At 70.1% G+C, this 24,593-nt stretch carries 27 protein-coding genes; 16 read left to right on the top strand and 11 right to left on the bottom strand.

Annotated features, from left to right (window positions below):
• Window positions 1-24 precede the first annotated feature (24 nt).
• Entirely contained in the window at window positions 25-888 is an 864-nt protein-coding gene (locus tag IT072_RS11115) for an undecaprenyl-diphosphate phosphatase (RefSeq protein WP_223356477.1), read from the top strand.
• Between the two features lie 23 nt (window positions 889-911).
• Here the strand turns inward: IT072_RS11115 and IT072_RS11110 are convergent, their stop codons facing one another.
• On the bottom strand, window positions 912-1,853 hold the full coding sequence (locus IT072_RS11110; protein ID WP_223356475.1) for a proteasome assembly chaperone family protein: 942 nt from the start codon (window positions 1,851-1,853) through the stop codon (window positions 912-914).
• 87 nt (window positions 1,854-1,940) lie between these two features.
• Between IT072_RS11110 and IT072_RS11105 the strand changes: the two genes are divergently transcribed.
• From IT072_RS11105 to lnt, 10 genes are all read left to right on the top strand, one after another.
• Window positions 1,941-2,651, top strand: a complete 711-nt coding sequence (locus IT072_RS11105) for an HAD family hydrolase (RefSeq protein ID WP_263282044.1) — start codon at window positions 1,941-1,943, stop codon at window positions 2,649-2,651.
• Window positions 2,652-2,657: 6 nt separating this feature from the next.
• On the top strand, window positions 2,658-3,677 hold the full coding sequence (locus IT072_RS11100) for a tRNA (adenine-N1)-methyltransferase (RefSeq protein WP_223356473.1): 1,020 nt from the start codon (window positions 2,658-2,660) through the stop codon (window positions 3,675-3,677).
• 64 nt (window positions 3,678-3,741) lie between these two features.
• The gene (locus tag IT072_RS11095) at window positions 3,742-4,641 is read left to right on the top strand and encodes a peptidylprolyl isomerase (RefSeq protein ID WP_223356471.1); all 900 of its coding nucleotides are present in this window, start codon (window positions 3,742-3,744) and stop codon (window positions 4,639-4,641) included.
• 20 nt (window positions 4,642-4,661) lie between these two features.
• A complete protein-coding gene (locus IT072_RS11090; RefSeq protein ID WP_223356469.1) occupies window positions 4,662-5,693 on the top strand; it encodes a helix-turn-helix transcriptional regulator in 1,032 nt (343 codons plus the stop codon).
• Window positions 5,686-6,660 (top strand): helix-turn-helix transcriptional regulator, encoded by a 975-nt coding sequence (locus IT072_RS11085; protein WP_223356467.1) that lies wholly within the window; start codon window positions 5,686-5,688, stop codon window positions 6,658-6,660. The genes IT072_RS11090 and IT072_RS11085 overlap by 8 nt, the downstream gene beginning before the upstream one ends.
• Window positions 6,661-6,669: 9 nt before the next feature.
• Window positions 6,670-7,023 carry a hypothetical protein gene (locus IT072_RS11080; protein ID WP_223356464.1) on the top strand — a complete coding sequence of 118 codons (354 nt, stop codon included), beginning with the start codon at window positions 6,670-6,672 and terminating at the stop codon, window positions 7,021-7,023.
• On the top strand, window positions 7,023-7,241 hold the full coding sequence (gene tatA / locus IT072_RS11075) for a Sec-independent protein translocase subunit TatA (RefSeq protein WP_223356462.1): 219 nt from the start codon (window positions 7,023-7,025) through the stop codon (window positions 7,239-7,241). The genes IT072_RS11080 and tatA overlap by 1 nt, the downstream gene beginning before the upstream one ends.
• A 43-nt stretch (window positions 7,242-7,284) precedes the next feature.
• A complete protein-coding gene (gene tatC, locus IT072_RS11070; protein WP_223360957.1) occupies window positions 7,285-8,037 on the top strand; it encodes a twin-arginine translocase subunit TatC in 753 nt (250 codons plus the stop codon).
• Window positions 8,038-8,046: 9 nt separating this feature from the next.
• Window positions 8,047-10,479: a DEAD/DEAH box helicase gene (locus tag IT072_RS11065; protein WP_223356459.1), complete on the top strand. Its 2,433-nt coding sequence runs from the start codon at window positions 8,047-8,049 to the stop codon at window positions 10,477-10,479.
• Between the two features lie 37 nt (window positions 10,480-10,516).
• Window positions 10,517-12,067: an apolipoprotein N-acyltransferase gene (gene lnt / locus IT072_RS11060; protein ID WP_223356458.1), complete on the top strand. Its 1,551-nt coding sequence runs from the start codon at window positions 10,517-10,519 to the stop codon at window positions 12,065-12,067.
• A 26-nt stretch (window positions 12,068-12,093) separates the two neighbouring features.
• Here the strand turns inward: lnt and IT072_RS11055 are convergent, their stop codons facing one another.
• From IT072_RS11055 to IT072_RS11040, 4 genes are all read right to left on the bottom strand, one after another.
• Entirely contained in the window at window positions 12,094-12,465 is a 372-nt protein-coding gene (locus IT072_RS11055; protein WP_223356456.1) for an RNA polymerase-binding protein RbpA, read from the bottom strand.
• A 108-nt stretch (window positions 12,466-12,573) separates the two neighbouring features.
• Window positions 12,574-13,326: a glycerophosphodiester phosphodiesterase gene (locus tag IT072_RS11050; RefSeq protein WP_223356454.1), complete on the bottom strand. Its 753-nt coding sequence runs from the start codon at window positions 13,324-13,326 to the stop codon at window positions 12,574-12,576.
• The gene (locus IT072_RS11045; protein WP_223356452.1) at window positions 13,323-14,303 is read right to left on the bottom strand and encodes an SPFH domain-containing protein; all 981 of its coding nucleotides are present in this window, start codon (window positions 14,301-14,303) and stop codon (window positions 13,323-13,325) included. The genes IT072_RS11050 and IT072_RS11045 overlap by 4 nt, the downstream gene beginning before the upstream one ends.
• Entirely contained in the window at window positions 14,300-14,815 is a 516-nt protein-coding gene (locus tag IT072_RS11040; protein WP_223356450.1) for an NfeD family protein, read from the bottom strand. The genes IT072_RS11045 and IT072_RS11040 overlap by 4 nt, the downstream gene beginning before the upstream one ends.
• 117 nt (window positions 14,816-14,932) lie before the next feature.
• Here IT072_RS11040 and IT072_RS11035 point away from each other — a divergent pair, with 117 nt between their 5' ends.
• Both IT072_RS11035 and IT072_RS11030 read left to right on the top strand, forming a co-directional pair.
• Window positions 14,933-15,703, top strand: coding sequence for an SDR family oxidoreductase (locus IT072_RS11035; protein WP_223356448.1), 771 nt, complete (start codon window positions 14,933-14,935; stop codon window positions 15,701-15,703).
• A 10-nt stretch (window positions 15,704-15,713) separates the two neighbouring features.
• Window positions 15,714-17,711: a S9 family peptidase gene (locus IT072_RS11030; protein WP_223356446.1), complete on the top strand. Its 1,998-nt coding sequence runs from the start codon at window positions 15,714-15,716 to the stop codon at window positions 17,709-17,711.
• An 86-nt stretch (window positions 17,712-17,797) separates the two neighbouring features.
• Here IT072_RS11030 and IT072_RS11025 read toward each other — a convergent pair whose 3' ends face one another.
• A complete protein-coding gene (locus tag IT072_RS11025) occupies window positions 17,798-18,412 on the bottom strand; it encodes an HdeD family acid-resistance protein (RefSeq protein WP_223356444.1) in 615 nt (204 codons plus the stop codon).
• 253 nt (window positions 18,413-18,665) lie between these two features.
• Window positions 18,666-18,911 (bottom strand): DUF5652 family protein, encoded by a 246-nt coding sequence (locus IT072_RS11020; RefSeq protein ID WP_223356442.1) that lies wholly within the window; start codon window positions 18,909-18,911, stop codon window positions 18,666-18,668.
• A gap of 224 nt (window positions 18,912-19,135) precedes the next feature.
• On the opposite strand from IT072_RS11020, the gene IT072_RS11015 reads away from it, so the two are divergent.
• A complete protein-coding gene (locus IT072_RS11015) occupies window positions 19,136-20,056 on the top strand; it encodes a universal stress protein (RefSeq protein WP_223356441.1) in 921 nt (306 codons plus the stop codon).
• Between the two features lie 23 nt (window positions 20,057-20,079).
• Window positions 20,080-20,226, top strand: a complete 147-nt coding sequence (locus IT072_RS11010; protein WP_223356440.1) for a hypothetical protein — start codon at window positions 20,080-20,082, stop codon at window positions 20,224-20,226.
• Window positions 20,227-20,298: 72 nt separating this feature from the next.
• Here IT072_RS11010 and IT072_RS11005 read toward each other — a convergent pair whose 3' ends face one another.
• On the bottom strand, window positions 20,299-21,177 hold the full coding sequence (locus IT072_RS11005; protein WP_223356438.1) for a universal stress protein: 879 nt from the start codon (window positions 21,175-21,177) through the stop codon (window positions 20,299-20,301).
• Entirely contained in the window at window positions 21,174-21,734 is a 561-nt protein-coding gene (locus IT072_RS11000; RefSeq protein ID WP_223356437.1) for a flavodoxin family protein, read from the bottom strand. The genes IT072_RS11005 and IT072_RS11000 overlap by 4 nt, the downstream gene beginning before the upstream one ends.
• A gap of 123 nt (window positions 21,735-21,857) precedes the next feature.
• Between IT072_RS11000 and IT072_RS10995 the strand changes: the two genes are divergently transcribed.
• Window positions 21,858-22,193: a hypothetical protein gene (locus tag IT072_RS10995; RefSeq protein WP_223356436.1), complete on the top strand. Its 336-nt coding sequence runs from the start codon at window positions 21,858-21,860 to the stop codon at window positions 22,191-22,193.
• A gap of 70 nt (window positions 22,194-22,263) precedes the next feature.
• Here the strand turns inward: IT072_RS10995 and IT072_RS10990 are convergent, their stop codons facing one another.
• Together IT072_RS10990 and IT072_RS10985 are read right to left on the bottom strand one after the other, a co-directional pair.
• On the bottom strand, window positions 22,264-22,908 hold the full coding sequence (locus IT072_RS10990; RefSeq protein WP_223356435.1) for a response regulator: 645 nt from the start codon (window positions 22,906-22,908) through the stop codon (window positions 22,264-22,266).
• Window positions 22,905-24,536, bottom strand: a complete 1,632-nt coding sequence (locus IT072_RS10985) for a GAF domain-containing sensor histidine kinase (protein ID WP_223356433.1) — start codon at window positions 24,534-24,536, stop codon at window positions 22,905-22,907. Before IT072_RS10985 ends, IT072_RS10990 begins: the two co-directional genes overlap by 4 nt.
• Between the last annotated feature and the right edge of the window lie 57 nt (window positions 24,537-24,593).

Below are 24,593 nucleotides of genomic sequence, written 5' to 3'. Positions count from 1 at the left end.
ACCGAACCTCCCGGAAAGCGACGCATGGAGTTCATCAACGCCCTCATCCTCGGGCTCGTCCAGGGACTCACCGAGTTCCTCCCGATCTCGTCGAGCGCGCACATCCGCATCGTCGGCGAGCTGCTCGGAACCGGGGCCGACCCGGGCGCCCGCTTCACCGCGATCATCCAGCTCGGCACCGAGGCCGCCGTGCTCCTCTACTTCTGGAAGGACATCACGCGGATCGTCTCGCGCTGGTTCCTGGCGCTGTTCGGGCGGATCCCGCGCAACGACCCGGACGCCCGGATGGGATGGTTGGTGATCCTCGGCAGCGTCCCCATCGTCGTCCTCGGGCTGTTCTTCCAGGACGCGATCGAGACGACCTTCCGCTCGCTCTGGATCGTCGCGACGACGCTCATCGTGTTCGGTGTCCTGCTCGGGATCGCGGACTGGGCGGGCGCGAAGACGCGCCGGCTCAAGGAGCTCACCTGGGGGCACGGCATCATCTTCGGCCTCGCGCAGGCCCTCGCGCTCATCCCGGGCGTGTCGCGTTCGGGCGGGACGATCACGGCGGGACTGTTCATGGGCTACCAGCGCCGCGCGGCCGCCCGCTACTCGTTCCTGCTGGCGTTGCCCGCGGTGTTCGGCAGCGGCTTCTATCAGCTCTACAAGGCGATCAAGGAGCCCTGCACCGAGGCGCTCGCGAAGGCGGGGACCTGCACGGTGGAGGTGTTCGGCCCGGTCGAGACCGCGGCGGCGACGCTCGTGGCGTTCGTGGTCGGGCTGCTCGTGATCGCGTTCTTCATGGGGTACATCTCGCGACGCAGCTTCCTGCCGTTCGTGATCTACCGCGTGGCGCTCGGTGTGCTGCTCATGATCCTGCTCGGCACGGGCGTGCTCGCCGCCTGAGCCGCGTTCCGCCGCGCGGCCGCTCAGCCGCGGCGCGGGTCGTCCGGCGCGCGCCCGGCGGTCCCGCCGTCGCGGCCGTCCCTGCCGTCGCGGCGGCGCAGGTAGCGCTCGAACTCCTGCGCGATGGCCTCACCGCTCGCCTCCGGGGAGTCGACCGTGTCGCGCGCCTGCTCCAGCTGCTGGATGTAGGACGCCATCTCCTCGTCGTCCGCTGCGAGCGCGTCGATCCCGGTCTCCCAGGCGGCGGCCTCCTCGACCAGATTGCCGCGGGGGATGGTGACGTCGACCAGCTCCTCCAGCTTGTCGATGAGCGCGAGGACCGCCTTGGGGCTGGGCGCGTTGTGGACGTAGTGGGGGACCGAGGCCCAGATCATGACCGTCGGGATGCCGACGTCTTCCGCACCTTCGGCGAGGGCGCTCAGGATGCCGACCGGGCCCTCGTAGCTGGAGCGCTCGATGCCCAGCTGGGCGCGCACGGTGGCGTTCTCGCTGGACGCGAACACCGAGATCGGCCGGGTGTGCGGCACGTCGGCGAGCATCGCGCCGAGGAAGACGACGGCGCCCACGTCGGCCGCGAGGGCCACGTCGACGATCTCGGCGGTGAAGCTGCGCCAGCTGCGCGACGGTTCCGTGCCGACGAGCAGGAAGATGTTGCCGGCGTTGTCGCCCGTCACGCTGAGCTCGGCGTCGTCGGCCAGGTCTTCCGGCACGTGCCCGGGCAGCGCGGGGCCGTAGACGATCGCCGACGGCCACACCAGGCGGCGGCGCCCGTCGACCTCTTCGACGACGGGACGGTTGAACTGGAAGTCGAAGTAGAGCTCCGGGTCGACTTCCGCGATGGGCACGACGTCGAGCTGCTCCTTGAGCGTCTTCACCGCGCCGCTGGCCGCTTCGCCCGCGTCGTTCCAGCCTTCGAAGGCGACCACGAGGATGCGCCCGTCGAGAATGCTGTCTGCGTCTGTCACTGAGCTCTACCTGGTCCTCTCGTGGCGGCCGTTCGACCGCCTCCCCACCAGAATAGGCCCGAGCGCGTACGGATAGACTTGTGGCCCGTGACCGTTCCGACCCCCGCCACCGCCTCCGACCGCTCGCTCCTCCCGGCCGCCGTGCTCTGGGACATGGACGGGACGCTGGTCGACACCGAGCCGTACTGGATGGCCGCGGAGGAGGAGCTCGTCGCCTCGTTCGGCGGATCCTGGACGCACGAGAAGGCGCTCCAGCTGGTCGGCCAGGGGCTGTGGACGTCCGCCGAGATCCTGCGGGCGAACGGCGTGGCGATGGAGCCCGACGCGATCGTCTCCTGGCTGACCGACCAGGTGCAGCACAAGCTCGAGACACTCGGCGTGCCGTGGCGTCCGGGAGCGCAGGAGCTGCTCTCGTCGCTTCGGGCGAGCGGTGTGCCCACCGCGCTCGTCACCATGTCGGTGCGGCGCATGGCGGAGCAGATCGTCGCGCAGATTCCCTTCGAGGCGTTCGACCTCATCGTCAGCGGCGACGAGGTGGAGCAGCCGAAGCCGCATCCCGAGCCCTACCTGCGTGCCGCCGGCCTGCTCGGCGTCGACGTGCGCGACGTCGTGGCGATCGAGGACTCGATCGTCGGGCTGACCTCGGCCGTCGCCTCCGGGGCCATGGCGATCGGCGTGCCGCACATCGTGCCGCTGCCGGAGTCGGACGAGCACGTTCTGTGGACCACCCTGGCCGGGCGCACGGCCGACGACATCGCCGCGGTCGCCGCGGCCCGCACCCAGACCCCGGAGGCATAGGCACCGATGAACGAGACCCCCCGCAGTTCCGGGCCCTTCCGTGCGGGCGACCGCGTGCAGCTGACCGGCCCGAAGAACCGGATGAACACCATCACACTGGTCCCGGGCAAGCTGTTCCACAGCCACCGCGGCGTGCTGGAGCACGACGCTATCATCGGCCTGCCGGACGGCTCGGTCGTCACGAACAATGCCGGCGTCGAGCATCTGGCGCTGCGCCCGCTGCTGACCGACTTCGTCATGTCGATGCCGCGCGGCGCGGCCATCGTGTACCCGAAGGACGCCGCGCAGATCCTGGCGCTGGCCGACATCTTCCCGGGAGCGACGGTGGTCGAGGCCGGTGTCGGCTCGGGCGCCCTCTCGCTGTGGATCCTGCGCGCGATCGGTCCGGAGGGCCGCCTGCACTCGTTCGAGCGCCGCGAGGAGTTCGCCGACGTCGCCCGCGACAACGCGGCCACCTTCCTCGGCTCCGACCCGGAGAACTGGTCCGTCACCGTCGGCGACCTCCAGGAGGCGCTGCCCGCGGCCGTCGAGCCGGGGACCGTCGACCGCGTCGTGCTCGACATGCTCGCGCCGTGGGAGACCCTCGACGCTGTGACCACCGCTCTCAAGCCGGGTGGGGTGGTCATCTGCTACGTCGCCACCGTGACCCAGCTCTCCCGCGTCGCCGAGGCGATCCGCGCCACCGGCCACTACACGCACCCGCAGTCGAGCGAGACGATGGTGCGCGGCTGGCACGTCGAGGGGCTCGCCGTGCGCCCGGACCACCGGATGATCGCGCACACCGGCTTCCTGCTGACGGCGCGGCGGCTGGCTCCCGGCACCGTGCTCCCCGAGCTCAAGCGGCGGCCCTCCAAGAGCGACTACTCCGACGAAGACGTCGAGGCCTGGACGCCGGGCGCCCTCGGCGAGCGGGAGTCCAGCCCGAAGAGCCTCCGCAAGCGGATGCGGGAGGCGTCGACGAGTGCCGGGCTCGCCAAGGCGCGCGACGCCGCCGGTGCGGACGAGGACGCCCCGACCGTCGACTAGCATGAGAGGTCGTGAGGTCTTCGCGCCTCGCGACCTCCCCACCGATCGCATCGAAAGAGGACCCGTGCGCAGAGCTACCGCACTCGTCGTGGCCGCCGGCCTTGCCGCCGTCGTGCTCACCGGCTGTTCGTCGAACCCGAACGCGAGCTGCGACGGGGCACTCCCGTCGGGCAAGGCCTCCGACCTGGTCTCCGCGACCGGGAAGATCGGCGCGACGCCGAAGGTGGAGGTCCCGGCCCCGGTGGACACCAGCACCTCGCAGCGGACCATCCTCACCGAGGGAACGGGCGAGAAGGTGCAGCGCAACCAGATGCTCGAGATCACGTACAGCGTGGTCAACGGCGAGACCGGCGAGGTCGCCGGCAGCAGCTCATCGACGCAGCTCTACGCGACCGGCACCGACGCCATCGGCAAAGGCCTCCTGTGCGCCCCGGTCGGCTCGCGGGTCGCGATCGTCGTCTCCCCGAAGGACTCGGGTGCGCAGGAGGGTACGGGCTCGCCCTCGCCGATCTACGTCATCGACGTCGTCAAGGCGTTCCTCCCCGCAGCGAACGGCGCGGTGCGTCCCGCGGTGTCCGGCTTCCCGACCGTGGTGCTCGCGCCGACCGGTCAGCCGGGCATCACGATCCCGTCCGGCTCCGCGCCGACCGCTGTGCGCAGCGAACTCCTCAAGGAGGGCGATGGCGCGGCGGTCGCGAAGGACAGCCAGGTCGTCCTGCAGTACACGGCCGTGGGCTGGGAGGAGAAGAACGTCGTGACCAGCAGCTGGACGACCTCGCCCGACCTGGTGGACATGAGCACCGGCTCCAGCTCGCTGCAGCAGCAGTCGAGCTCCGTGCTCCCGCAGGCGATGCTCAGGGAGCTCGTGGGCAAGAAGGTCGGCTCGCAGGTCGTCGTCGAGACCCCGAAGGACGGCAATTTCCCGGCCGCCGCCTGGGTCGTCGACATCCTCGGAGTCAAGTAGTCCCGGACTAAGATGGACGGGTGCCACGAACCCCGTCCTCGCCTTCGCGCGTCCCCGTCGAGGAGCGTCTGTTCAGCCTCGTGCTGGCGCTGCTCGCCACGGAGGCGGGGCTGACGAAGAACGAGATCCTGTCGACCGTCCAGGGCTACCGGCAGCGTTTCGTCGCGCATGGCGACAACAGCAGCCTCGAGCGCCAGTTCGAGCGCGACAAGGACGACATCCGCGAGCTCGGGGTCCCGCTCGAGACGGTGGAGTCGCCCGAGGCGTCGGGCAACAACCAGCTGCTGCGCTACCGCATCCCGAAGGGCGCGTACGACCTTCCGCAGGACGTCTCGTTCTCCCCGGAGGAGATCACGCTGCTCGGGCTGGCCGCCACGGTGTGGCGCGAAGGTTCGCTCTCGGGCGAGTCTCGGCGCGCGCTGATGAAGCTGCGGTCGCTGGGCGTGGAGGCGGACGACCCGGTGGTCGGCTACGCGCCACGGCTGCGCGTGCGCGAGGCCGCCTTCGAGCCGCTGAGCCAGGCGCTCGAGCGCCATGCCATCGTTCAGTTCCCCTACCTCAAGCCGGGGGAGACCGCCTCGCGGCTGCGCACAGTCGCACCGCTGGCCCTCGTGCAGCACCAGGGGCGCTGGCACCTGCAGGGCATCGATCAGGACGCCGACGGCTCGCGCACGTTCCTGCTGTCGCGCATGGTCGGCCCGGTGAAGGTCACGACCCGGACGTTCGAGCCGGAGGGGGACGGCTTCGCCGAGCGCGCCCTCGCCGATCTGGACGCCATCTGGGAGGCCAACGTCGCCGAGATCCGCGTCGACCTGGGCACGGACGCGGCGACGCGCCTGCGCAAGCGATACGGAGACGCGGTGCCGGAGCACGACGCGGGGGAGGCGTTCACGCTGACGGTGAACTTCTCGGACATCAACATCCTTGCCGACCAGCTCGCGAGCTTCGGACCGGAGGTGCTGGTGGTGTCGCCGCCCGAGCTGCGCGAGCAGGTGCTCGCGCGACTCCTCGCCACTGCCCGCGCGCACGGAGCGGAGGACCTCGATGGCTGAGCGCCGCCGTCCCATGCAGGCGCAGGACAAGCTCGCTTTCCTGCTCGCCCTCGTGCCGTACCTCATGGACCGCGACCGCGTGACGGTGGTGGAGGCCGCCGCGCACTTCGGCGTCGAGCCGGAGCAGCTGCGCGAGGCCGTGCGCCTGATCGCGGTCTCGGGCGTCCCCGGCGAGACGAACGCCTACCAGCCGGGCGACCTCTTCGACATCGCCTGGGACGACTTCGAGGACAACGACCGCATCGTGCTCACGCACCAGGTCGCCATCGACGACTCGCCGCGCTTCTCAGCGCGCGAAGCCGCCGCACTGATCGCCGGACTGCAGTATCTGACGTCCCTGCCCGAGAATGCGGACCGCGACGTGATCGGCTCGCTCATGGCGAAGCTCGCCCGAGGAGCCTCCGCCGCCCCCAGCCAGGTGGCGGTGGCACGGTCCGAGACGGACGAGGCCCTGGCCGTGATCCGGGATGCGGTCATCGCCGGCACCCGGCTCGACTTCGACTACCGCAACTCGCGCGGCGAGCGGGAGCGCCGGCGAGTGGACCCGTTGCGGGTGGAGTCGATCGACCAGGACTGGTACCTGCGGGGCTGGGACCACGCGCGCACCGCGCTGCGCACGTTCCGGCTCGACCGCATCGAGGGGCTCACCGCGACCGACGTCCCGATCACCTACCGACCGGGTGACGTCACGCTCCCCGAGACGCTGTTCGAGGGCACCCCGGACGACCAGCTCGTCCGGATCGAGGTGTCGGCCTCCGCCGTCCCGCTGATCGAGGACTACATCCCCGAGGGCGCGGAGCGGATCGAGCGGGACGGCGTCGTGACGACCAGCGTCCGCGTCGCGCACTTCCACGGGCTGAAGCGCCTGGTCGGCGGCCTCTCCGGCGTGCTGACCGTGCTCGACCCTCCCGAGGCGCGACGGGTCGTCGCCGAGTGGGCCGCGGCCGGCGCCGCACGGTACCGGTAGGCTTCCCGCATGCCGTGGTGGTCGTGGCTGCTCATCTGGACCGGGCTGGTGCTCGGTCTGATCGGCATGCTCGCGTACTTCGCGTGGAGCCTCTTCCGGAAGGTGGTGGCAGCGGCGAAGGAGGCGGGCGCCCTCATCGAGAAGGCCGAGGTGCTCCAGGTGCGTGCCGACGAGCTGAAGGAGGAGGCGTTCCACTCCGCCGTCTTCGCCGACGCCGCCGAACTGCGCGCCGGACGCGAGCAGTCGCGTGCCGACAAGGAGTTCGCAAGGCAAGCTCGCAGGGATGCGCGCGTGCGGCGCGGTAAGCTACTCGTCAAAGCCGATCCCTCCCGCTTTGAACACGTGACTCGAAGGACCTCATAATGCTCGGTGGACTCACCGGATGGCATCTGCTCATCATCCTCGCAGTGATCCTGCTCCTCTTCGGTGCGCCGAAGCTTCCCGCCCTCGCGAAGAGCATCGGCCAGTCGATGCGCATCTTCAAGGGCGAGGTCAACGAGATGAAGAAGGACGGCAAGGACGCCGACGCTTCGCCGGAGACGGCCGCGGACTCGTCGGCCGAGACCAAGCCGAAGCCGTAACCCGGTGGCCTCCACCAAGCGAGGCAAGAACCGCGAAGGGCGGATGTCGCTCGCAGAGCACTTCGTCGAGCTTCGCAAACGCCTCTTCCGGTCGGCGATCGCGCTCCTCGTCGGGGCCGTCATCGGCTGGTTCCTCGCCGATTTCGTCATGGACGCGCTGCGCGGCCCGATCACGCAGATCGCCGAGCAGCAGGGCCGCGAGGCGACGCTCAACTACGACAGCATCACGGGTGCCTTCGACCTGAAGATGCAGGTCGCGGTGACGATCGGCGCCATCATCTCCAGCCCGGTCTGGCTCTATCAGATCTGGGCGTTCTTCGTCCCCGCGATGACCCGCAAGGAGCTGAAGTACGCCTTCGGCTTCTTCTTCACCGCCGTGCCGCTGTTCATCGCCGGCGGTGTGGTCGGCTGGCTGCTCGTGCCGCACATCGTGAGTCTGCTGACGAGCTTCGCGCCGGAGCAGGACGCCGCCATCATCGGGGCGAAGACCTATTTCGACTTCATCATGAAGCTGGTGCTCGCCGTCGGCATCGCCTTCGTGCTGCCGGTGTTCCTCGTGCTGTTCAACTTCATCGGCATCCTGAGCGCGAAGTCGATCATCGCGTCGTGGCGCTGGGCCCTCATCCTGATCGTCCTGTTCACGGCGATCGCGACGCCGGCGGCCGACGTGCTCTCGATGTTCCTGCTGGCGATCCCGATGGTCGGGCTGTACTTCGCCGCCTACGGCGTCGCCTGGCTGCACGACCGCCGCGTGGCGAAGACCGCGGATCGGCTGGAGGCCGAGCTGGCGGCATAGTCTGGACGGGTGACCGACCAGCAGCTCTCCCCGGCCGAGCGCTACGCCGCTTCGCGCCAGCGCGCCAGCCAGCCGCTCATCGAGACGTTCCGCGGCGGCCTGCGGTTCGACCTCGACCCGTTCCAGCGGGAGGCGTGCGCCAGCCTGGAGGCCGGGCGCAGCGTTCTCGTCGCGGCGCCGACCGGCGCGGGTAAGACCATCGTCGCCGAGTTCGCCGTGTTCCTGGCGATGCGGGAGGCCAACGCGAAGGTCTTCTACACGACGCCGATGAAGGCGCTCAGCAACCAGAAGTTCCAGGAGTTCGTCGACGTGTACGGACCCGAGTCCGTCGGCCTGCTCACGGGCGACACCAATGTCAACTCGCACGCGCGCATCGTCGTGATGACGACCGAAGTGCTGCGCAACATGCTGTACGCCGACTCCGACCTCCTGACCGACCTCGCGTACGTGGTCATGGACGAGGTGCACTACCTCGCGGACCGCTTCCGCGGCGCGGTCTGGGAGGAGGTCATCATCCACTTGCCGTCCGAGGTGCGGATGGTGTCGCTCAGCGCCACGGTGTCGAACGCCGAGGAGTTCGGCGACTGGCTGCAGGCCGTGCGCGGGCAGACCGACGTGATCGTGTCGGAGGAGCGGCCGGTCCCGCTCGAACAGCACATCCTGATGCGGTCGAAGCTGATCGACCTGTTCGACTCGTCGGGGCTCGCGACCACCAACCGGGTGAACCCGGAGCTGGTGCAGATGGCGCGCTACGGCGGCCGCGCACTCAGCAGCAGGCAGACGCGCGACGTGGGTCGCTACCACTCGAAGGGCGGCCGGCCGGACTCGTTCCGGATGGACCGTGCCGCATTCGTGGAGCTGCTGCGGGAGCGCAACCTCCTGCCCGCCATCTTCTTCATCTTCAGCCGCAACGGCTGCGACGCTGCGGTGCGTCAGACGTTGCGGACCGGCGTCCGGCTCACAGAGAAGCACGAGCGCGATGAGATCCGCGCGATCGTCGAGGAGCGCTGCCGCACACTGCTCGACGAGGACCTCGCCGTGCTCGGCTACTGGGAGTGGCTGGAAGGCTTGGAGCGCGGGGTCGCCGCGCACCACGCCGGCATGCTTCCGGCGTTCAAGGAGGTCGTCGAGGAGCTCTTCCGGCGCAAGCTGGTCAAGGTGGTCTTCGCCACCGAGACCCTCGCGCTCGGCATCAACATGCCCGCCCGGACGGTGGTGCTGGAGAAGCTGGAGAAGTTCAACGGCGAGGCGCGTGTGCCCATCACGCCGGGGGAGTACACCCAGCTCACCGGGCGGGCCGGTCGTCGCGGCATCGATGTGGAGGGGCACTCTGTCATCCAGTGGGAAGACGGGCTCGATCCGCAGTCCGTGGCCTCGCTGGCCTCCCGGCGCAGCTATCCGCTGAACTCGAGCTTCCGGCCGACCTACAACATGGCCGTGAACCTCATCGACCAGTTCGGCCGGGTGCGCACACGCGAGATCCTCGAGTCGTCGTTCGCCCAGTTCCAGGCGGACCGCGCCGTGGTCGACCTGGCGCGCAAGGTGCGCCAGCAGGAGGAGTCCCTCGCCGGGTACGAGGAGGCCATGACCTGCCACCTGGGCGACTTCCGCGAGTACTCGCGCATCCGCCGTGAGCTGACCGACCTGGAGTGCAAGGGAGCGAAGATGGACAACGCGTCGCGTGCCGACCGCGACAAGCGGCAACGGCAGCTGGCGGCGCTGCGCAAGCGGATGAAGGACCACCCCTGCCACCGGTGCCCGGATCGGGAGAAGCACGCGCGCTGGGCGGAGCGGTGGTGGACGCTCAAGCGCGAGACCGACCGGCTGAGCGCGCAGATCCAGTCGCGCACGGGCGCTGTCGCGAAGGTGTTCGACCGGGTCTCGGACGTGCTGCTGGAACTCGGGTACCTCGTAGACGAGGACGGGACGACTGCTCTCACCGTGCACGGGCGGACGTTGAAGCGCATCTACGGCGAACGCGACCTCCTGGTCGCGGAGTGCCTGCGCCGCGGAGCGTGGAAGGAACTCGACGCGCCGAGCCTGGCCGCGATGGCCTGCGCGCTCGTCTTCGAACCGCGCCGTGACGAGGGCCTCGCGCACGAGCGGTCGCTGCCGCGCGGCGCCTTCCGGCCGGCTCTCGACCGCACGATCGACCTGTGGAGCCGACTGGACGACCTGGAGCGCGAGAACCGGCTCCCGGGCAGCGAGCCTCCCTCGATAGCGCTCTCCCTCGCGATGCACCAGTGGGCCCGCGGCGCCGCACTGGATGCCGTGCTGCGGGAGGCGGATATGGCCGCCGGTGACTTCGTGCGGTGGACCAAGCAGACGATCGACCTGCTCGACCAGCTCTCGCTCGTCGCTCCCGGAAATGTCGGCCGCACGGCGCGGCAGGCGCTCGACGCGATCCGCCGGGGCATCGTCGCGTACTCCGCTGTTGCCTGAGCGGGGCGCCGAGCCGGATGCCTTAGGCTCTCCCTTCGTGACCCGATCGCCGCGCGCCCCGTTCCCGCTCTGGCTCGCGATCCTCCTGGCGGTGGCCGCCGGGCCGGTGCTCGACGCCGGCTTTCCGGACAAGGACTGGTGGCCGCTCACCTTCGTCGGCATCGCGATGGTGCTGCTCGCGCAGCGCGGGCGCCGGGCCGGCTCCGCCTTCCTCGTCGGTTGGCTGGCAGGGGAGTCGTTCTACCTGGTCCATGTGGCGTGGACCGCGCTCTACCTCGGGCCGGTCCCGTGGGTCGCGCTGTCGACCCTGGAAGCGCTGTTCTGGGGCGTCGGGGGCGTCCTGATCACACTGGCCTACCGCTGGGTGCCGCGCGCGTGGCCGGGGGTCGGCGGCCGCCTCGGGCTCGTGCCCGTGATCGTGTCGGGACTGTGGGTGCTGCGCGAGTACGTGACCGGCACCTGGCCGTACGGCGGGTTCTCCTGGGGGAGGGTGGCCGAGTCCCAGTCGGAGAGCCCGTTCGCGCCGCTCGCCGCGTGGCTCGGCATCTCCGGCCTGAGCTTCCTGATGGTGTGGCTGATCGCGCTCCTGATCGAGCTGACGTTCGCGATCGACCTGCGGACGACGCCGCGGGCACTCGTCGCCGGTGCCGCGGTGGCGCTCGTCCTCGCCATTCCGTCATGGCCGACGCCGACGCACGGGACGACGCGTATCGCGGCCGTGCAGGGCAACGGTCCGGCCGGCTACTTCGACGACGCTCCGGTCGGGGCGGTGCTCGACGCGCAGGTCGCCGAGACGCTGAAGATCGCGGACCAGAAGGCCGACATCGTCGTGTGGCCGGAAGGGGCGGCGCTGCCCGATCCCACGCGCGATCCGTCGTCGGCCGCGATCCTCGACGCACTCAGCCGGAGGATGGACGCGACCTTCGTCGTGGGCACCATCACCTACCGCGACGGCAAGTACTTCAACACCTCCCTGCAGTGGGAGGCGGGCAAGGGGGCCGTCGACTACTACGACAAGAAGCACCCGGTCCCGTTCGGCGAGTACGTGCCCGATCGCGCGTTCTGGCGGCCGTTCGCGCCCGGCCTGATCGACCTGATCGGTCGCGACTACACGCCGGGCACGCGCGACAACGTGTTCGATATCGGAGGTGTTCGCGCCGGCATCTCGATCTGCTTCGACATCGTCGACGACCAGCTCCTCACCGACATGATGCAGGGTGGCGCTCAGGTCATCCTGGCGCAGACGAACAACGCCGACTTCGGCGAGACGGACGAGAACCAGCAGCAGCTGGCGATCGCCCGTCTGCGCGCGATCGAGTCGGGCCGCGCGCTCGTGAACATCTCGACGGTCGGCAGCAGCCAGATCATCGGGCCGGACGGCCGGACGATCTCGGAGATCGCGCCATTCAAGCCCGGCCACATGATCGCCGACGTTCCGCTCGGCACCACCACGACGCCGGCGACGCTGCTCAGCCGCGGGATCGAGTACCTCGCGGCCGGCCTGGGTCTCTTCGGGCTGCTGGTCGCCTTCGGAGCACGCAGGAACCCGTTCCCGCACGCGAAGAGGCCGCTCCCACCGGTGTGGTGAGAGCGGCCTCGAGTCGTAGCCGGGGGTCAGGCGCTGTGCTTGCGCTCCCCGGTGCCGCGGCGCGCCCGCAGGTACTGCAGACGCTCCTCCAGCAGCTCCTCCAGCTCGTCGCGGGTGCGGCGCTCCAGGAGCATGTCCCAGTGACTGCGCGGCGCCTTGACGTCGGAGTGGTCGACCTCGACAGGGGTGTCGCCGACGAGCAGCCGGGCTTCGTGCCCGCAGTGGCGGCACTCCCAGGCGTCGGGTGCCTCGGCCTCGGCCGAGAACACGGTCTCGGTCTCCTGGCCGCATTCTGTGCACAGGTAGGTGTAACGGGTGCGCGGAGAGTAGACGACGCCTTCTTCACTTTGTAAGCTCTGGGCGCCGAGCCTCATGCCGCGCAAACTGCGATCTGCCATCGTGTGGTCTCCTCTTCGCGCGAATCCTCACAGTTATAAACCGTCAAGCTGGGGATTGTCTTTCCTGTGGAGTCGATCTCTCAGGACGCTCACAGCGTCCCAGGAGACTCACAGGCCACGGGAGGCGACGAGCGCCGCCAGGACGTCGCAGCGATCGGTCACGATGCCGTCGACGCCGAGGTCGAGCAGACGCTCCATGTCCGCCACGTCGTTCACCGTCCACACGTGCACTTCGGCGCCGGCGGCGTGGACGGCGCGCACCGTGCGGGCGGTGATCACCCGCAGCGGTCCTTGTCGTTCCGGCACCTGCACGGCCACGAAGGGGTGCAGCGCCCGCCGGACCAGTGGGGTGAGTCCCGCTTTCGCGGCGAGCAGTGCGGGCGCGAACTCCGGGACCGAGGGGGAGGTCGCGACGCCGGGCAGCCGTGCGGAGACGGACTCGCGCCGCCGTCGCGAGAAGCTCGTCACCAGCACGCGGTCGATCGCCCGGGTGGAGCGGATGGCGTCGACGGCGGACGCGGCGGCGCGCTCGTCCTTGATGTCGAGGTTGAAGCGCGCCTCCGGGAAGGTGTCCAGCGTCTCGGCGAGCGAGGAGAACACCTGCCCGCCTCCGAGGTCGATGCGCCGGAGTTCCGACATCCGCAGATCGGCGACGCGGGCGGGCCGGCCCGCCACACGGGTCAGGTCGGGGTCGTGGCAGACGACGGCGACCCCGTCGGCGGAGGCGTGCACGTCCGTCTCGAGGTGGGTCGCCCCCGCCGTGAGCGCCTTGAGGAACGCCAGCAGTGTGTTCTCGGGCGCCTCGATCGCGAGCCCGCGATGCGCGATGACGCGAGGGCCCGGTCCATCCAGGAAGCTCACGCCGGGGGAGCGGACGGAGCAGTGGTGCTCGACGGGGCCGCGGTGACTTCGACCTCCGGTCCGGCCGCGGCGGCAGGTGCGCCCTTTTCCCCGAACGCCTTTCCGATCCCCTTCAGCGCCTCCGTCAGCTCGCTCGGGATGATCCAGAGCTTGTTCGCCTCGCCCTCGGCCAGCTTGGGCAGCGTCTGGAGGTACTGGTAGGCGAGCAGGAGGTTGTCGGGGTTCCCCTCGTGGATGGCGCTGAAGACGGTCGTGATCGCCTGCGCCTCTCCTTCGGCACGCAGGACGGCGGCCTTGGCGTCGCCCTCCGCGCGCAGGATGGCGGCCTGACGCAGACCCTCCGCGTTGAGGATCTCGGACTGCTTCGTGCCCTCGGCGGTGAGGATGAGCGCCCGGCGGTCACGCTCGGCGCGCATCTGCTTCTCCATCGAGTCCTGGATCGAGAGCGGCGGATCGATCGCCTTCAGCTCCACCCGGGAGACGCGTATGCCCCACTTGCCGGTCGCCTCGTCGAGCACGACCCGAAGCTGACCGTTGATGTTGTCGCGGCTGGTGAGCGCCGCCTCCAGGTTGAGACCGCCGACCACGTTGCGGAGCGTGGTGGTCGTGAGCTGCTCGACGGCGCCCAGGTAGTTGGCGATCTCGTATGTCGCAGCGCGTGCATCGGTGACCTGGAAGTAGACGACCGTGTCGATCGAGACGACGAGATTGTCCTCGGTGATGACGGGCTGTGGCGGGAACGACACGACCTGCTCGCGCATGTCGATGAGGGGGCGCACCTTGTCGACGAAGGGGACGACCACGTTCAGACCGGGCGTCAGCGTCTTGTGGTAGCGGCCGAGCCGCTCGACCACGCCGGCGCGGGCCTGCGGGATGATGCGGATCGCCCGGAAGAGGGTGACCAGGACGAAGATCGCGATGATCGCGACGATCACGATCACCACGACGGTCACGACGATCTGGCTGGCATCGGTCACGACGCGCTCCTCTCGGTGATGCCGTCGGTGCCTGTGGACACCGGGGCGGGGACGACGACGGCGGTGGCGCCCTCGATGGCGACGACGACGACGTGCTCGCCGGGGACGAGTTCCGTCGCCGCGCCGGAGACGACGAGCGGGGTGGGCTGCGACAGCCGCGCCGTCCATGTCTCGCCGACGGCGAGCTTCACCTGCCCACCGGTGCGCGAGACGGTCGAGACGACGAGGCCGCCCATCCCGATCAGCGCGGCCACGTTGCTCTTGGCCGGGTCGCCGCCGCGCTTGAGCAGCCGCAGCAGCGGGGGACGGATGAAGAAGAGGAGCAGGACCGAGAGCACCGCTGCGACGATCAGCTGGCCCCACCACGGAGTTCCCACGAGGCCGGAGAGCAGACCGCCCACGCTGCCCACCGCGATCATCAGGAAGACGAAGTCGAGGGTGAGCATCTCGATGATGACGAAGATCAGGATCAGCACCAGCCAGGCGATCCACGCGAAGGATGTGATGTCCATCGTCCGGCCCCCTTCCCAGCGCGCGTCCCGCCTCGAACCTATCAGGTGCGGGAGTGGGCGACACGAACCCACTTGGTAGTCTCAGGATGCAGTTTTCCGCACACTCTAGGAGTCTTCGTGTCCAACCCCCTCGCCCCCGGCTCGCTCGCTGGAAAGCGCGCCCTCGTCACCGGTTCGTCCCGCGGTATCGGCGCCGACACCGCGCAGTACCTCGCGGGCGCCGGCGCGAGCGTCGTGATCAACTACCGCAACAAGGAGGCGCGCGCGGTCAAGCTCGCCGACGCCCTGCGCGCCGAGGGCGCGACGGTGCTCACCGTCGGTGCGGACCTCACCGATCCGGCCTCGGTCGGCGCGATGTTCGACACCGTGGCGCAGGAGTGGGGCGGCCTCGACGTCCTCGTGCTGAACGCCTCGGGCGGCATGGAGTCGGGCATGGCCGAGGACTACGCCATGCAGCTGAACCGCGACGCGCAGGTCAACACGCTGACGGCCGCGCTCCCTCTTCTGGGTGCGGGCTCGCGCGTCGTGTTCGTGACGAGCCACCAGGCGCACTTCATCCGCACCACGCCGACGATGCCCGAGTACGAGGCGGTGGCGCTGAGCAAGCGCGCGGGCGAGGACGCCCTGCGCGCCCTGCTCCCGACCCTGGAGGAGAAGGGCGTCGAGTTCGTCGTCGTCTCCGGTGACATGATCGAGGGCACCATCACGGCGACCCTGCTCAACCGGCTGAATCCGGGAGCGATCGAGGCCCGCAAGGAGGCCGCAGGCAAGCTCTACAACGTCAGCGAGTTCGCGGCAGAGGTCGCGGCGGCGGCGGTCGACCCGATCCCGGCCGACCACACGCGCCTGGTGGGCGACGTCGCCGGCTTCACCCCGGTCGACGAGTAAGGAGGCGGATGTGAAGGCCGCCGACCTCGAACTGCTGACCGCCGTCTCCGCCCCGACCGTGCACCCCGGAGGTGGGCGCGCGGTCGTGTCGGTGACGCATCCCTCCCTCGCCGCCGACGCCACGGTCGGACAGCTCTGGACCATCCCGCTGGTCGGTCACGCCGCGCCCCGCCGGCTGACCCGCGGCTTCCGCGACACCGCGCCCCGCTTCTCTCCCGACGGTCGTCTTCTCGCGTTCCTGCGGTCCGCACCCGCTGCCGCGCCGCAGGTGTTCGTGGCTGACGCGGCGGGTGGTGAGCCGGTGCAGGTCACCGACCGCAGGCTCGGCGTCTCGGAGTTCGTCTGGGCACCGGACGGCCGCTCCATCGCGTTCGTCAGCCGGGTGCCCGAGCAGGGCCGTTACGGCACCGTCGAGGGGATCGACGCGGCGAGCGAGCGTCCCCGTCGCTTCGACATCCTGAACTACCGCGCGAACGGCCTCGGCTACATCACCGACCGCCGGGCGCACATCTTCCTCGTGCCGGTGCCGGACGTCTGGGCCGAGCCCGCTGTGATGCCGATCGCCGAGGCGGACGGGTCCAGCGCGCCCGCCCCGAGCGTGCCCGAAGCCGCACAGCTCACCGACGGCCCGTGGGACGACGGGTCGATCGCGTTCTCGCCGGACGGGTCCACGCTGGCCTTCGTTTCGGCGCGTCACGCCTCCCGCGACGACGACCTCCGGTCGAGCGTCTTCCTGGTGCCCGTCGACGGGTCCCGCGACCCGGTCGATGCCACCGGCGCGCACGGTGATCTGTCGGTGGCCGGGGTCTCGTACGGTCTGAACGGCGCGCTGTACTTCCTGGCGCAGGAGGTGGGGGAGTCCGGTCGCGACTTCGTCGCCCGCAACGCCGCCCTCTCCGTGATCGACGTGCCGGGTGCGGCACCGCGGCGCCTCACCGATCCCGAGACGCAGGACTTCACCGAGTCGGATATCGTCGCCTATCGCGACGACTCCGTGCTGGTCCGCGACCGTCGCCGCGGCGCTCTCGTCCTCACCGAGGTCACCGCGGCGGGGGAGTCGACCCGGCTGACCAACGACACGACCGTGGTCGGCGGCGTCGCCGCGGCCGGTGAGGTCGTGGTCCTGAGCATCGCGGACGCCTCGACCGCGGGCGATGTCGCCGTTCTCGGACCCGACGGCGTGCGTCGCCTGACGGACTTCTCCGCTCCGCTCCGGGCCGCCGGCGTGATCGCCCCACGGGAGATCACGGTCACCGCGCGCGACGGCTACCCTGTTCACGGCTGGGTGGTGGTGCCGGAGGGGGAGGGACCGCATCCTGTGCTCCTGAACATCCACGGCGGTCCCTACGCGGCGTACACCGGAGCGCTGTTCGACGAGGCGCAGGTGTACGCCGCCGCCGGCTACGCGGTCGTGATGTCCAATCCGCGCGGTGCCGCGGGCTACGGGCAGCAGCACGGCCGTGTGATCCGGCAGCGGATGGGCACGGTCGACATGGCGGACGTTCTCGACTTCCTCGACGGCGTCGTGGAGCAGACCCTCGGCCTGGACGGTGAGCGCGTCGGTATCATGGGCGGCTCGTACGGCGGCTACCTGACGGCCTGGACGATCGCGCACGACCATCGCTTCGCCGCCGCCATCGTCGAGCGGGGCTTCCTGGACCCCGAAGCGTTCGTCGGCACCAGCGACATCGGCAGTTTCTTCGGCGACGAGTACACCGGCACAGACCCGGAACTGGTCCGCTCGCAGAGCCCGCAGGCCGTCGTCGAACAGGTGCGCACGCCGACCCTGGTCATGCACTCCGCCGACGATCTGCGCTGCCCCCTCCCGCAGGCCGAGCGCTATTACGCCGCCCTCAAGCGCAACGGGGCAGAGGCCGAGCTCGTCGTGTTCCCGGGTGAGGACCACGAGCTGAGCCGCAGCGGGCGCCCCCGCCATCGCCGCGACCGGTTCGACATCATCCTGGACTGGTGGGCCGAGCGCCTGCCCTCCGCGCACAACCACTCGTAGCGCACGGCGGGCTCCGCGGATGACGACGGCCCCACCTCCACGGAGGCGGGGCCGTCGTCATCGGGGCCGTCGGCGCCCGGGGTCGGTCACTTCGCTGCCGCGAGCACGTCCCGGCCGAAGGTGAAGGCGCGCACGATCCCGATCGCGCCGAGCACGATCAGGGCGATCGCGGCGAACAGGAGCAGGAAGGCCGCGGACGACGCCGGAAGCACCAGCACCACGATGCCGGCGAGGATGCTGAGGATGCCGAAAGCGATCGCCCAGCCCGAGTTGGGAGTGCGGCCCGACTCGGCCAGCGCCATGACGCCCTCGATGATCCAGCCGACGCCGACGAACGCGATCGCGAAGATCACGAGCACGGTCGCCGCGGTGGAGACGTTCTTCACTGCGACGACGCCCGCGACCACGAGCAGAACGCCGAGGAGGATGCTCAGCGTGCGCAGGCCGCCGCTGATGCCCGTGCTGAAGATTCCGATGCCGATGCGCATGATGCCTGCGACGAGGAAGTAGATGCCGAGGAAGATCGCGACCACCTCGATGGTCTTGACCGGCCAGAACAGCAGCACGACACCGAGGATCACAGCGACGGCGCCGCTGATCCCGAGCGTCGCACGGATGCCGTTGATCGCGGAGCGGGTGAGGTTCTTCGCGTCGAGCGAGAAATCGTGCAGGACGGCGTCGACGGGATCGGTGGTGGACATCGGTTAACCCTTTCGATGGATGGCGCGGGGGATGCGTTCCAGCCCTGACACTAGCGCTCCGCGGCGTGCGGCCGAAGGCCTCCGTCCGTCGGCGTGTCCTGCGTGGGCCAGCGGGTTCGATGGGTCCTGCGGAGAATCAGGCGATCGCTCGAGCGACGTCCACGTTGCCGGGCACGTCCGCCGTCCGAGCCGGAGGTCACGTCTCCTGTGTTCGGCCGAGTTGCGCGGGCTCTCCCGTGCCCTCGAGGATCGTCTACTCCGCGACCTCCCGCCGTCGCCCGCGGCGGTCGACGCCGAAGAGGTAGGCGGCGTCCAGGACGCCGACGGTATTGGTCAGCAGGAGGGCCGTGAACCACGGCTTGCTGCCGTTGCGCGCAGCACGCCACATCGACGCGCCCTTCCAGGCCAGGCTCCAGGCCACCGCCGCGACGACGAGAGCACGACCCGATGGAGTGAGATCGTGCAGAGGGTGTCGCGCTCTGCCGTGATTGCTGTTCATGCGCCCATCCGACCCGAGCGGCGGACGAATGCGAAGAGTCGAAGGTCCCGACTTCCGGCGTCCAAGCCGGACAGCCCGGGGGACCAAAGGCCCGCGGGCGTGTGCATCACCGTGGATAGCATCGCGTGAGCACCGCTCGTCGCCCGGCGTCCACGTCGGATGTCGCGGTGCGGCCCACGGGCGCGGGGCGTCCCGGGGCACGGTCCGGAGACAAGGGAGCAGCCATGAGTGACGGGCGCACGATCGTCGGGTTCGAGGGGACTCCGTCGTCGTGGCGATCACTCGACTGGGCGCTTGACCGGGTCGCGGTGCGGGGCGGACGACTCGAGATCCTCCGCGCGGTGGACCGCACCATCGGTGAGGAGATGCTGGGACGCGACGCCGACATCGTCGGACGCGTCGAAGACGACCTGCGGCTCGCCGAGCGTCACGCGCGGGCACTCGCGCCCGAGGCGCTGATCGACGCGCGGTGGGTGGACGGGCCGGCGGAACGCGCTCTGATCGCCGCGTCCCAGGATGCGTCGCTGCTCGTCGTCGGCACCGATCGGGGCCCACGCGGTGAGGGGTCGCGCATCGGCTCCCTGCCGCTCAGGCTTGCCGCAGCGGCGGAGTGCGTCGTGGCCGTGATCCCCGACGCTCCACGAGCGGAGCGGTCGGTGGTTGTCGTGGGGATCGACGACTCGGCACGCGCTCGATCGGCGCTCGCGTTGGCCGTGACGGAGGCGAGTTGGAACGGGGCGACCGTCGAGGCGGCGCACGCGTGGGACGTTCCGGAGGCGTTCGCCCGGTCTCTCGCGCCGGGCGACGACCTGGACCCGGCTGTCGTCGAGCGTGAGCGTCACGTGGTGCGGGACGTCATCGACGACGTCCCGCTCGCGCGGTCCGTCGCGATCGAGGAGGTGGTCGTGCGACAGAACCCCGCTGAGGCGCTCGTGGAGCGTGGTGCGGGCGCGGTGGCGCTCGTCGTCGGCACGCGAGGCCGCGGACGGTTCGCTGCGGCGGTCCTCGGATCGGTCAGCCATGACGTCCTCGTGGACATCCCGTGCCCGGTCCTGGTCACACCGCGCGAGTACGTCTTCACCGTCCCGGACGAAGCGGCAGCAGGGAATGTGCCGTCGGGGCACGACAACACCGATCGACGATGAGAGACACGAAAGAGACAGCAGGTGTGAGCGACAACACAGTCGTCGGCTGGGACGGCTCGCCGGCGGCGGACCTGGCGCTGACGTGGGCAGTGGCCCGCGCCGAAGCGGAGCAGGACGGCATCCTCCTCATCGACATCGAAGAGACGGAGACGGCGGCGCCCGGTCGGTGAGCCACGCCATGATCCTCGACATCACGGTGCCGACCATCGTGGTGTCGCCGGGCGCGCTCGTCTGACGAGGTTCTAGGCGCCGGTCAGCGTCTGCGGGCCGACCACGATGGTCGGCGCGCTGATGTCGAGCACCAGCCCGTGCGAGACCGATCCGAGCCACGCGCGCTTCCAGCCTGTGAGCTGCCGGCTGCCCACGACGAGCAGCGCGGCGTCGGCGGTGCGATTGCGCAACCCGGAGATCGGATTGGAACGGAGCAGCACCGGGTCGACCCGAAGGGACGGATGACGCAGCCGGACGACCCGGACGTGATCGTCCAGCAGTTCCTGATGCGCCGTCTGTTGCGCGTCCACGAAATCGTCGTCGGGAACGATCAACGGCTCGCCGGCGAGAGGCTCCTGCCAACAGTGGACCACGGTCAGGCGCATACCGGCGGCAGCGGCCTCCCGAGCGGCGTAGTGCAGCGCGCGACGTCCGGTGTCGGACCCGTCGACGCCGACGACGACCTCTGTCGATGTGTGACGCTCGGGGGAATCGTCGACCGGCACGATGGCGACCGGTCCGTCGGCGGATGCTGCCAGCCGAGCCCCCATCGACCAGCCGTATCGCCCGCGGGGACCGACTCGGCGGTGCGTCCCGACGACGACGAGGGTGCCCGGACGCGTCTGCTCGGAAAGGACATCCACGGGATCACCGACGAGCAGGGTGCTCCCGGCGACGACGCCGGGGTGTGCGGAGGTGAACTCGCCGACTCGATCCGCGAGCCGGCGCTCCTCCTCGACCGTCGCCCGCTCCAGCGCGGACCTGTCGCCTGCGAAGAGGCCCCGATCGAGCACATCGACGAACTCGACGTCGGCACCCGTGTTCTCCCAGCGCCGGACCGCCCACCGGCCGGCGGCCTCGGCGGGCTCCGACCCGTCCCAGCAGAGGACGGTACGGCCGAGGACGTTCAACTCCGCACCTCCGCCTGCGAGAGCAGCGCCTCACCGACCGCACGCCCCCAGTCGCGGGCACGAGCGATCTCACCTCCGACGAGCGCGTTCTGCTTGTCGACCAGGAAACTGGCGCGGTCGGCGAGCTTTCGCGCGCCCGTCTTGCGCAGCCGGCGGTCGAGGATCGCCGCCGCGGAGCCGGTGACAAGTTCGGTCATGTCCGCGCGGGTGTCGAACGCGGCGTACAGATGGGGGAGGTCACCGCACGTCTCGAGCCACTCTCGCACGCCGATGCCCTCGGCGCCGGATTCCAGGGTCAGAGCGCGGTGCGGATCGTCGGCCCAGCGGCCGGCTTCCGCACGGGTGGCCGGACGGCTCATCCCGTGCACGTGCGTGGGTGCGCCGAGGACGATCAGGTCGCAGTCGGGGAAGGATTCCGGTGCCTCACGGACGGGCAGCACACGGACATCGGCGGATTCGCGCAGACCGTCTGCGATCGCTTCGGCGATCAGGCGGGTGCTTCCGAACATCGATTCGTACACGACGACCGCGCGTGCGGTCTCTGGGGTCTCGCTCATGCGTTCAGCCTCTCCGGCCGGGACGAGGGCGAACAGAGTCGAAGGTCACGTGGTGCGGGACCTTCGACTCTGGTGACCCCCGAGCGCGGGTGAGAGTCTCGGTGCAGACGAGAGGAGCGGCGAATGCTCACCGAGACCGACACCGCGCTGAAGGAGCCGGTGACCGTTGTGCTGGAGGCCCGCGTGCCCGTTCGGCTGGACTGGAACGGTGAGCGCTACTACGTCGACGGACCACCCGAGCCGCGCGGGCGGGTCGTCGTGACACCGGAGGGACGACGACCCGACCCCGCGCAGGTGACCGGATGGCGCATCGTCGCTTCGTCCCCCCGTGGAGAGTCGCATGTGTTCGACGTGCGCAGTTGCGGCGCCGCGCGATGGTGGCTCACGGGTCTCGACGACCTGCACGAACAGCACAGACACGAACAGGACAGGGTGGCCGCAGCGGCCGGGCGACGATGACGACCCCGGAGCCGTCGTGCTGGTACCGGCCACGCGCTGATGGGCCGAAAGTCCCTCGGATCCGGCGACCTCAGGTGCGATCGTGCTGGCTGAGATGGAGGACCGCGGCCTGCGTGCGGCGCTCGAGCCCGAGTTTCGAGAGGAGCGAGCTCACGTAGTTCTTCACTGTCTTCTCGGCCAGACCGAGCCTCTGGGCGATCTGCCGGTTCGTCAGGCCGTCGGCGATGAGGGCGAGGACCTGCCGTTCGCGCAGGCCCAGCGACGCGAAGCGAGGGTCGTCTGCGGGCTCCCGCAGCCGGGCGGTGACGCGGTCGGCGACGCGCGGATCGATGAGTGTGCGGCCCCGGCTTGCTGCGCGGATATCGTCGAGGAGCTTACCGGCTCGGATGTCCTTCACCACGTACCCGTCCGCTCCGGCGATGACGGCGGATCGGATCGCGTCCTCGTCGTCGTAGGCGGTGAGCATGAGGCAGCGGATCCCCGGCTGTGCTTGCTTGACGGCACGGCAGACGTCGATCCCGCTTCCGTCCGGGAGGCGGACATCGAGGACAGCCACGTCCGGGAGGACCGCGATGATGCGCGCCTGCGCCTGCGCAGCCGTCGCGGCCTCGCCCACCACCTCCATGTCGTCCTGACCGTCGACGAGCGCGGCGACACCCCGGCGGACGATCTCGTGATCGTCGGCCAGGAAGACTCGGATCGGGTCGGGTGTCATCGATTCCCTCCTTCGGACGGCAGCGGCAGTCGAAGGCGCAGGGCCGTGCCGTTTGGCCCCGACCGGATGTCGAGCCGGCCGCCGCAGCGTTCGGCGCGTTCCACCAGATTGCGCAGGCCGCTGCGACGCGAGACGTCGCCGATGCCGTGCCCGTCGTCGACGACATCGACAGTGATCGCATCCGCCGTCGCGATCACCGTGACGGCGGCCGATTCCGCACCGGAATGCCGGACGACGTTCGTGAGACCCTCTCGGACGTACGCGATGATGTCGTCGCCCTCGTCGGCGTCGACGATCAGATCGACCGGACCCGAGAACGACACCGTGGCGGATCCCGACCAGGGGCCGCCGACCTGCTCGACGGTGTCGAGGATGCGATGGCGCAGACTGTCGGGGTGGTTGCCCTGAGCGGAGAGCGCGAAGATGATCGTCCGGATCTGCGTGATCGCCTCGTCGAGCGATGCGATCGAGGTCTCGAGCCGGGCCGCGAGCGATCCCGCGTCGAGCGCCGAAAGGATGCTCTGCAATTCGAGTCCCGTGCCGAAGAGCTGCTGGATGACGTGATCGTGCAGATCGCGAGCGATCCGGGTGCGATCCTCGAGGACGACCATCCGCTCCTGGTCGGCGCGTGCGGCGGCGAGCTCGGAGGCGACCTCGATCTGTCGGGTGAAGGCGACGGCACGCTCGAGCTCGGACGCCGTGAAGGCCGCGTCGCCGGAGGCGCGGAGGACGACGAGAAGCCCAGGCCTCCCCACCGTGCCGTCGTAGGGGATCAGGAGAGCCGGTCCCGGCGACCAATCCCCGTCCGTGGGGAAATCCGTCAGCTCGTCGACCCGTGTCGCTTGTCCTCCTTCGACGACGCCTCGAAGCCGCGCGTCGTCGAGGCGGGCGTTCGGCAGGACCGCGACGACCCGCGCCGCCAGGAGCCGACGGAGGTGCGTGACGAACTCCTCCCGGGCCTGCGCGGGATCGCTGCCGAGAATCCCTCCCGTGAGGTCGGCTGCCGCGGCGCTCCACGACTGCCGCGCCGCCGAGTCGGCGAACAGCCGAGCGTTGTCGATCGCGAGGCCCGCGCTGGCCGCGAGGTCCCGGACGAGTTGCTCGTCGTCCTCCGAGAACCCGCCGGACACCGGGTCCGTCAGGTACAGGTTTCCGTAGACGGTGCCACGGACGGTGATCGGGACACCGAGGAACGCGCTCATCGGCGGGTGGCCGGGTGGGAATGCTGCCGAGCGGGGATCCTCGGCGATCGCCTCGATGCGGATGGGCCGCGGGTCGTCGATCAGCGCGCCGAGCAGGCCATGCCCTTCGGGAAGGTGCCCGATCCGATCCACATCCGCGGCGTTCATCCCCACATGGATGAACTGCTCGAGTCCGCCGCTCTCGGCGATCACGCCCAGAGCGCCGTACCGCGCGCCCACGAGTTCGACGGCCGACTCGACGATCGTGCGGAGCACCGCCGGGAGCTCGAGGTGCGACACGACGGCCCGGTTCGCCTGCACGAGGGTACGGAGTCGACCTTGGGTCGCAAGGACTTTGCGGGCCTGATCGAGGAGGTCGGAGAGAGCGCGGTCCAACTCGGCGCGTGGAGCGTCCGGAAACGTGATCGGCTCGTCGTCGTGGAGCACGGTCCTCCTCTGCAGGCTGGGCACGGCGTGGCGGAAGGTTCTCGGCGGGAGTCTAAC

The organism is Leifsonia sp. ZF2019, assembly GCF_019924635.1.
Classification (GTDB): domain Bacteria; phylum Actinomycetota; class Actinomycetes; order Actinomycetales; family Microbacteriaceae; genus Leifsonia.
Note: the sequence above shows the minus strand (reverse complement) of the source record. Positions and strands in the feature narration are given on the sequence as shown.

Bases quoted from the DNA above. Each gene is read 5' to 3' on its own strand.
- IT072_RS11055 (WP_223356456.1), bottom strand. From the start codon at position 12,465: ATGGCAGATCGCAGTTTGCGCGGCATGAGGCTCGGCGCCCAGAGCTTA.
- tatA (WP_223356462.1), top strand. From the start codon at position 7,023: ATGCTCGGTGGACTCACCGGATGGCATCTGCTCATCATCCTCGCAGTG.
- IT072_RS10995 (WP_223356436.1), top strand. From the start codon at position 21,858: ATGCTCACCGAGACCGACACCGCGCTGAAGGAGCCGGTGACCGTTGTG.
- IT072_RS11015 (WP_223356441.1), top strand. From the start codon at position 19,136: ATGAGTGACGGGCGCACGATCGTCGGGTTCGAGGGGACTCCGTCGTCG.
- IT072_RS10990 (WP_223356435.1), bottom strand. From the start codon at position 22,908: ATGACACCCGACCCGATCCGAGTCTTCCTGGCCGACGATCACGAGATC.
- IT072_RS11000 (WP_223356437.1), bottom strand. From the start codon at position 21,734: ATGAGCGAGACCCCAGAGACCGCACGCGCGGTCGTCGTGTACGAATCG.
- IT072_RS11040 (WP_223356450.1), bottom strand. From the start codon at position 14,815: ATGGACATCACATCCTTCGCGTGGATCGCCTGGCTGGTGCTGATCCTG.
- IT072_RS11115 (WP_223356477.1), top strand. From the start codon at position 25: ATGGAGTTCATCAACGCCCTCATCCTCGGGCTCGTCCAGGGACTCACC.
- tatC (WP_223360957.1), top strand. From the start codon at position 7,285: ATGTCGCTCGCAGAGCACTTCGTCGAGCTTCGCAAACGCCTCTTCCGG.
- IT072_RS11080 (WP_223356464.1), top strand. From the start codon at position 6,670: ATGCCGTGGTGGTCGTGGCTGCTCATCTGGACCGGGCTGGTGCTCGGT.
- IT072_RS11020 (WP_223356442.1), bottom strand. From the start codon at position 18,911: ATGAACAGCAATCACGGCAGAGCGCGACACCCTCTGCACGATCTCACT.
- IT072_RS11025 (WP_223356444.1), bottom strand. From the start codon at position 18,412: ATGTCCACCACCGATCCCGTCGACGCCGTCCTGCACGATTTCTCGCTC.
- IT072_RS11100 (WP_223356473.1), top strand. From the start codon at position 2,658: ATGAACGAGACCCCCCGCAGTTCCGGGCCCTTCCGTGCGGGCGACCGC.
- IT072_RS11085 (WP_223356467.1), top strand. From the start codon at position 5,686: ATGGCTGAGCGCCGCCGTCCCATGCAGGCGCAGGACAAGCTCGCTTTC.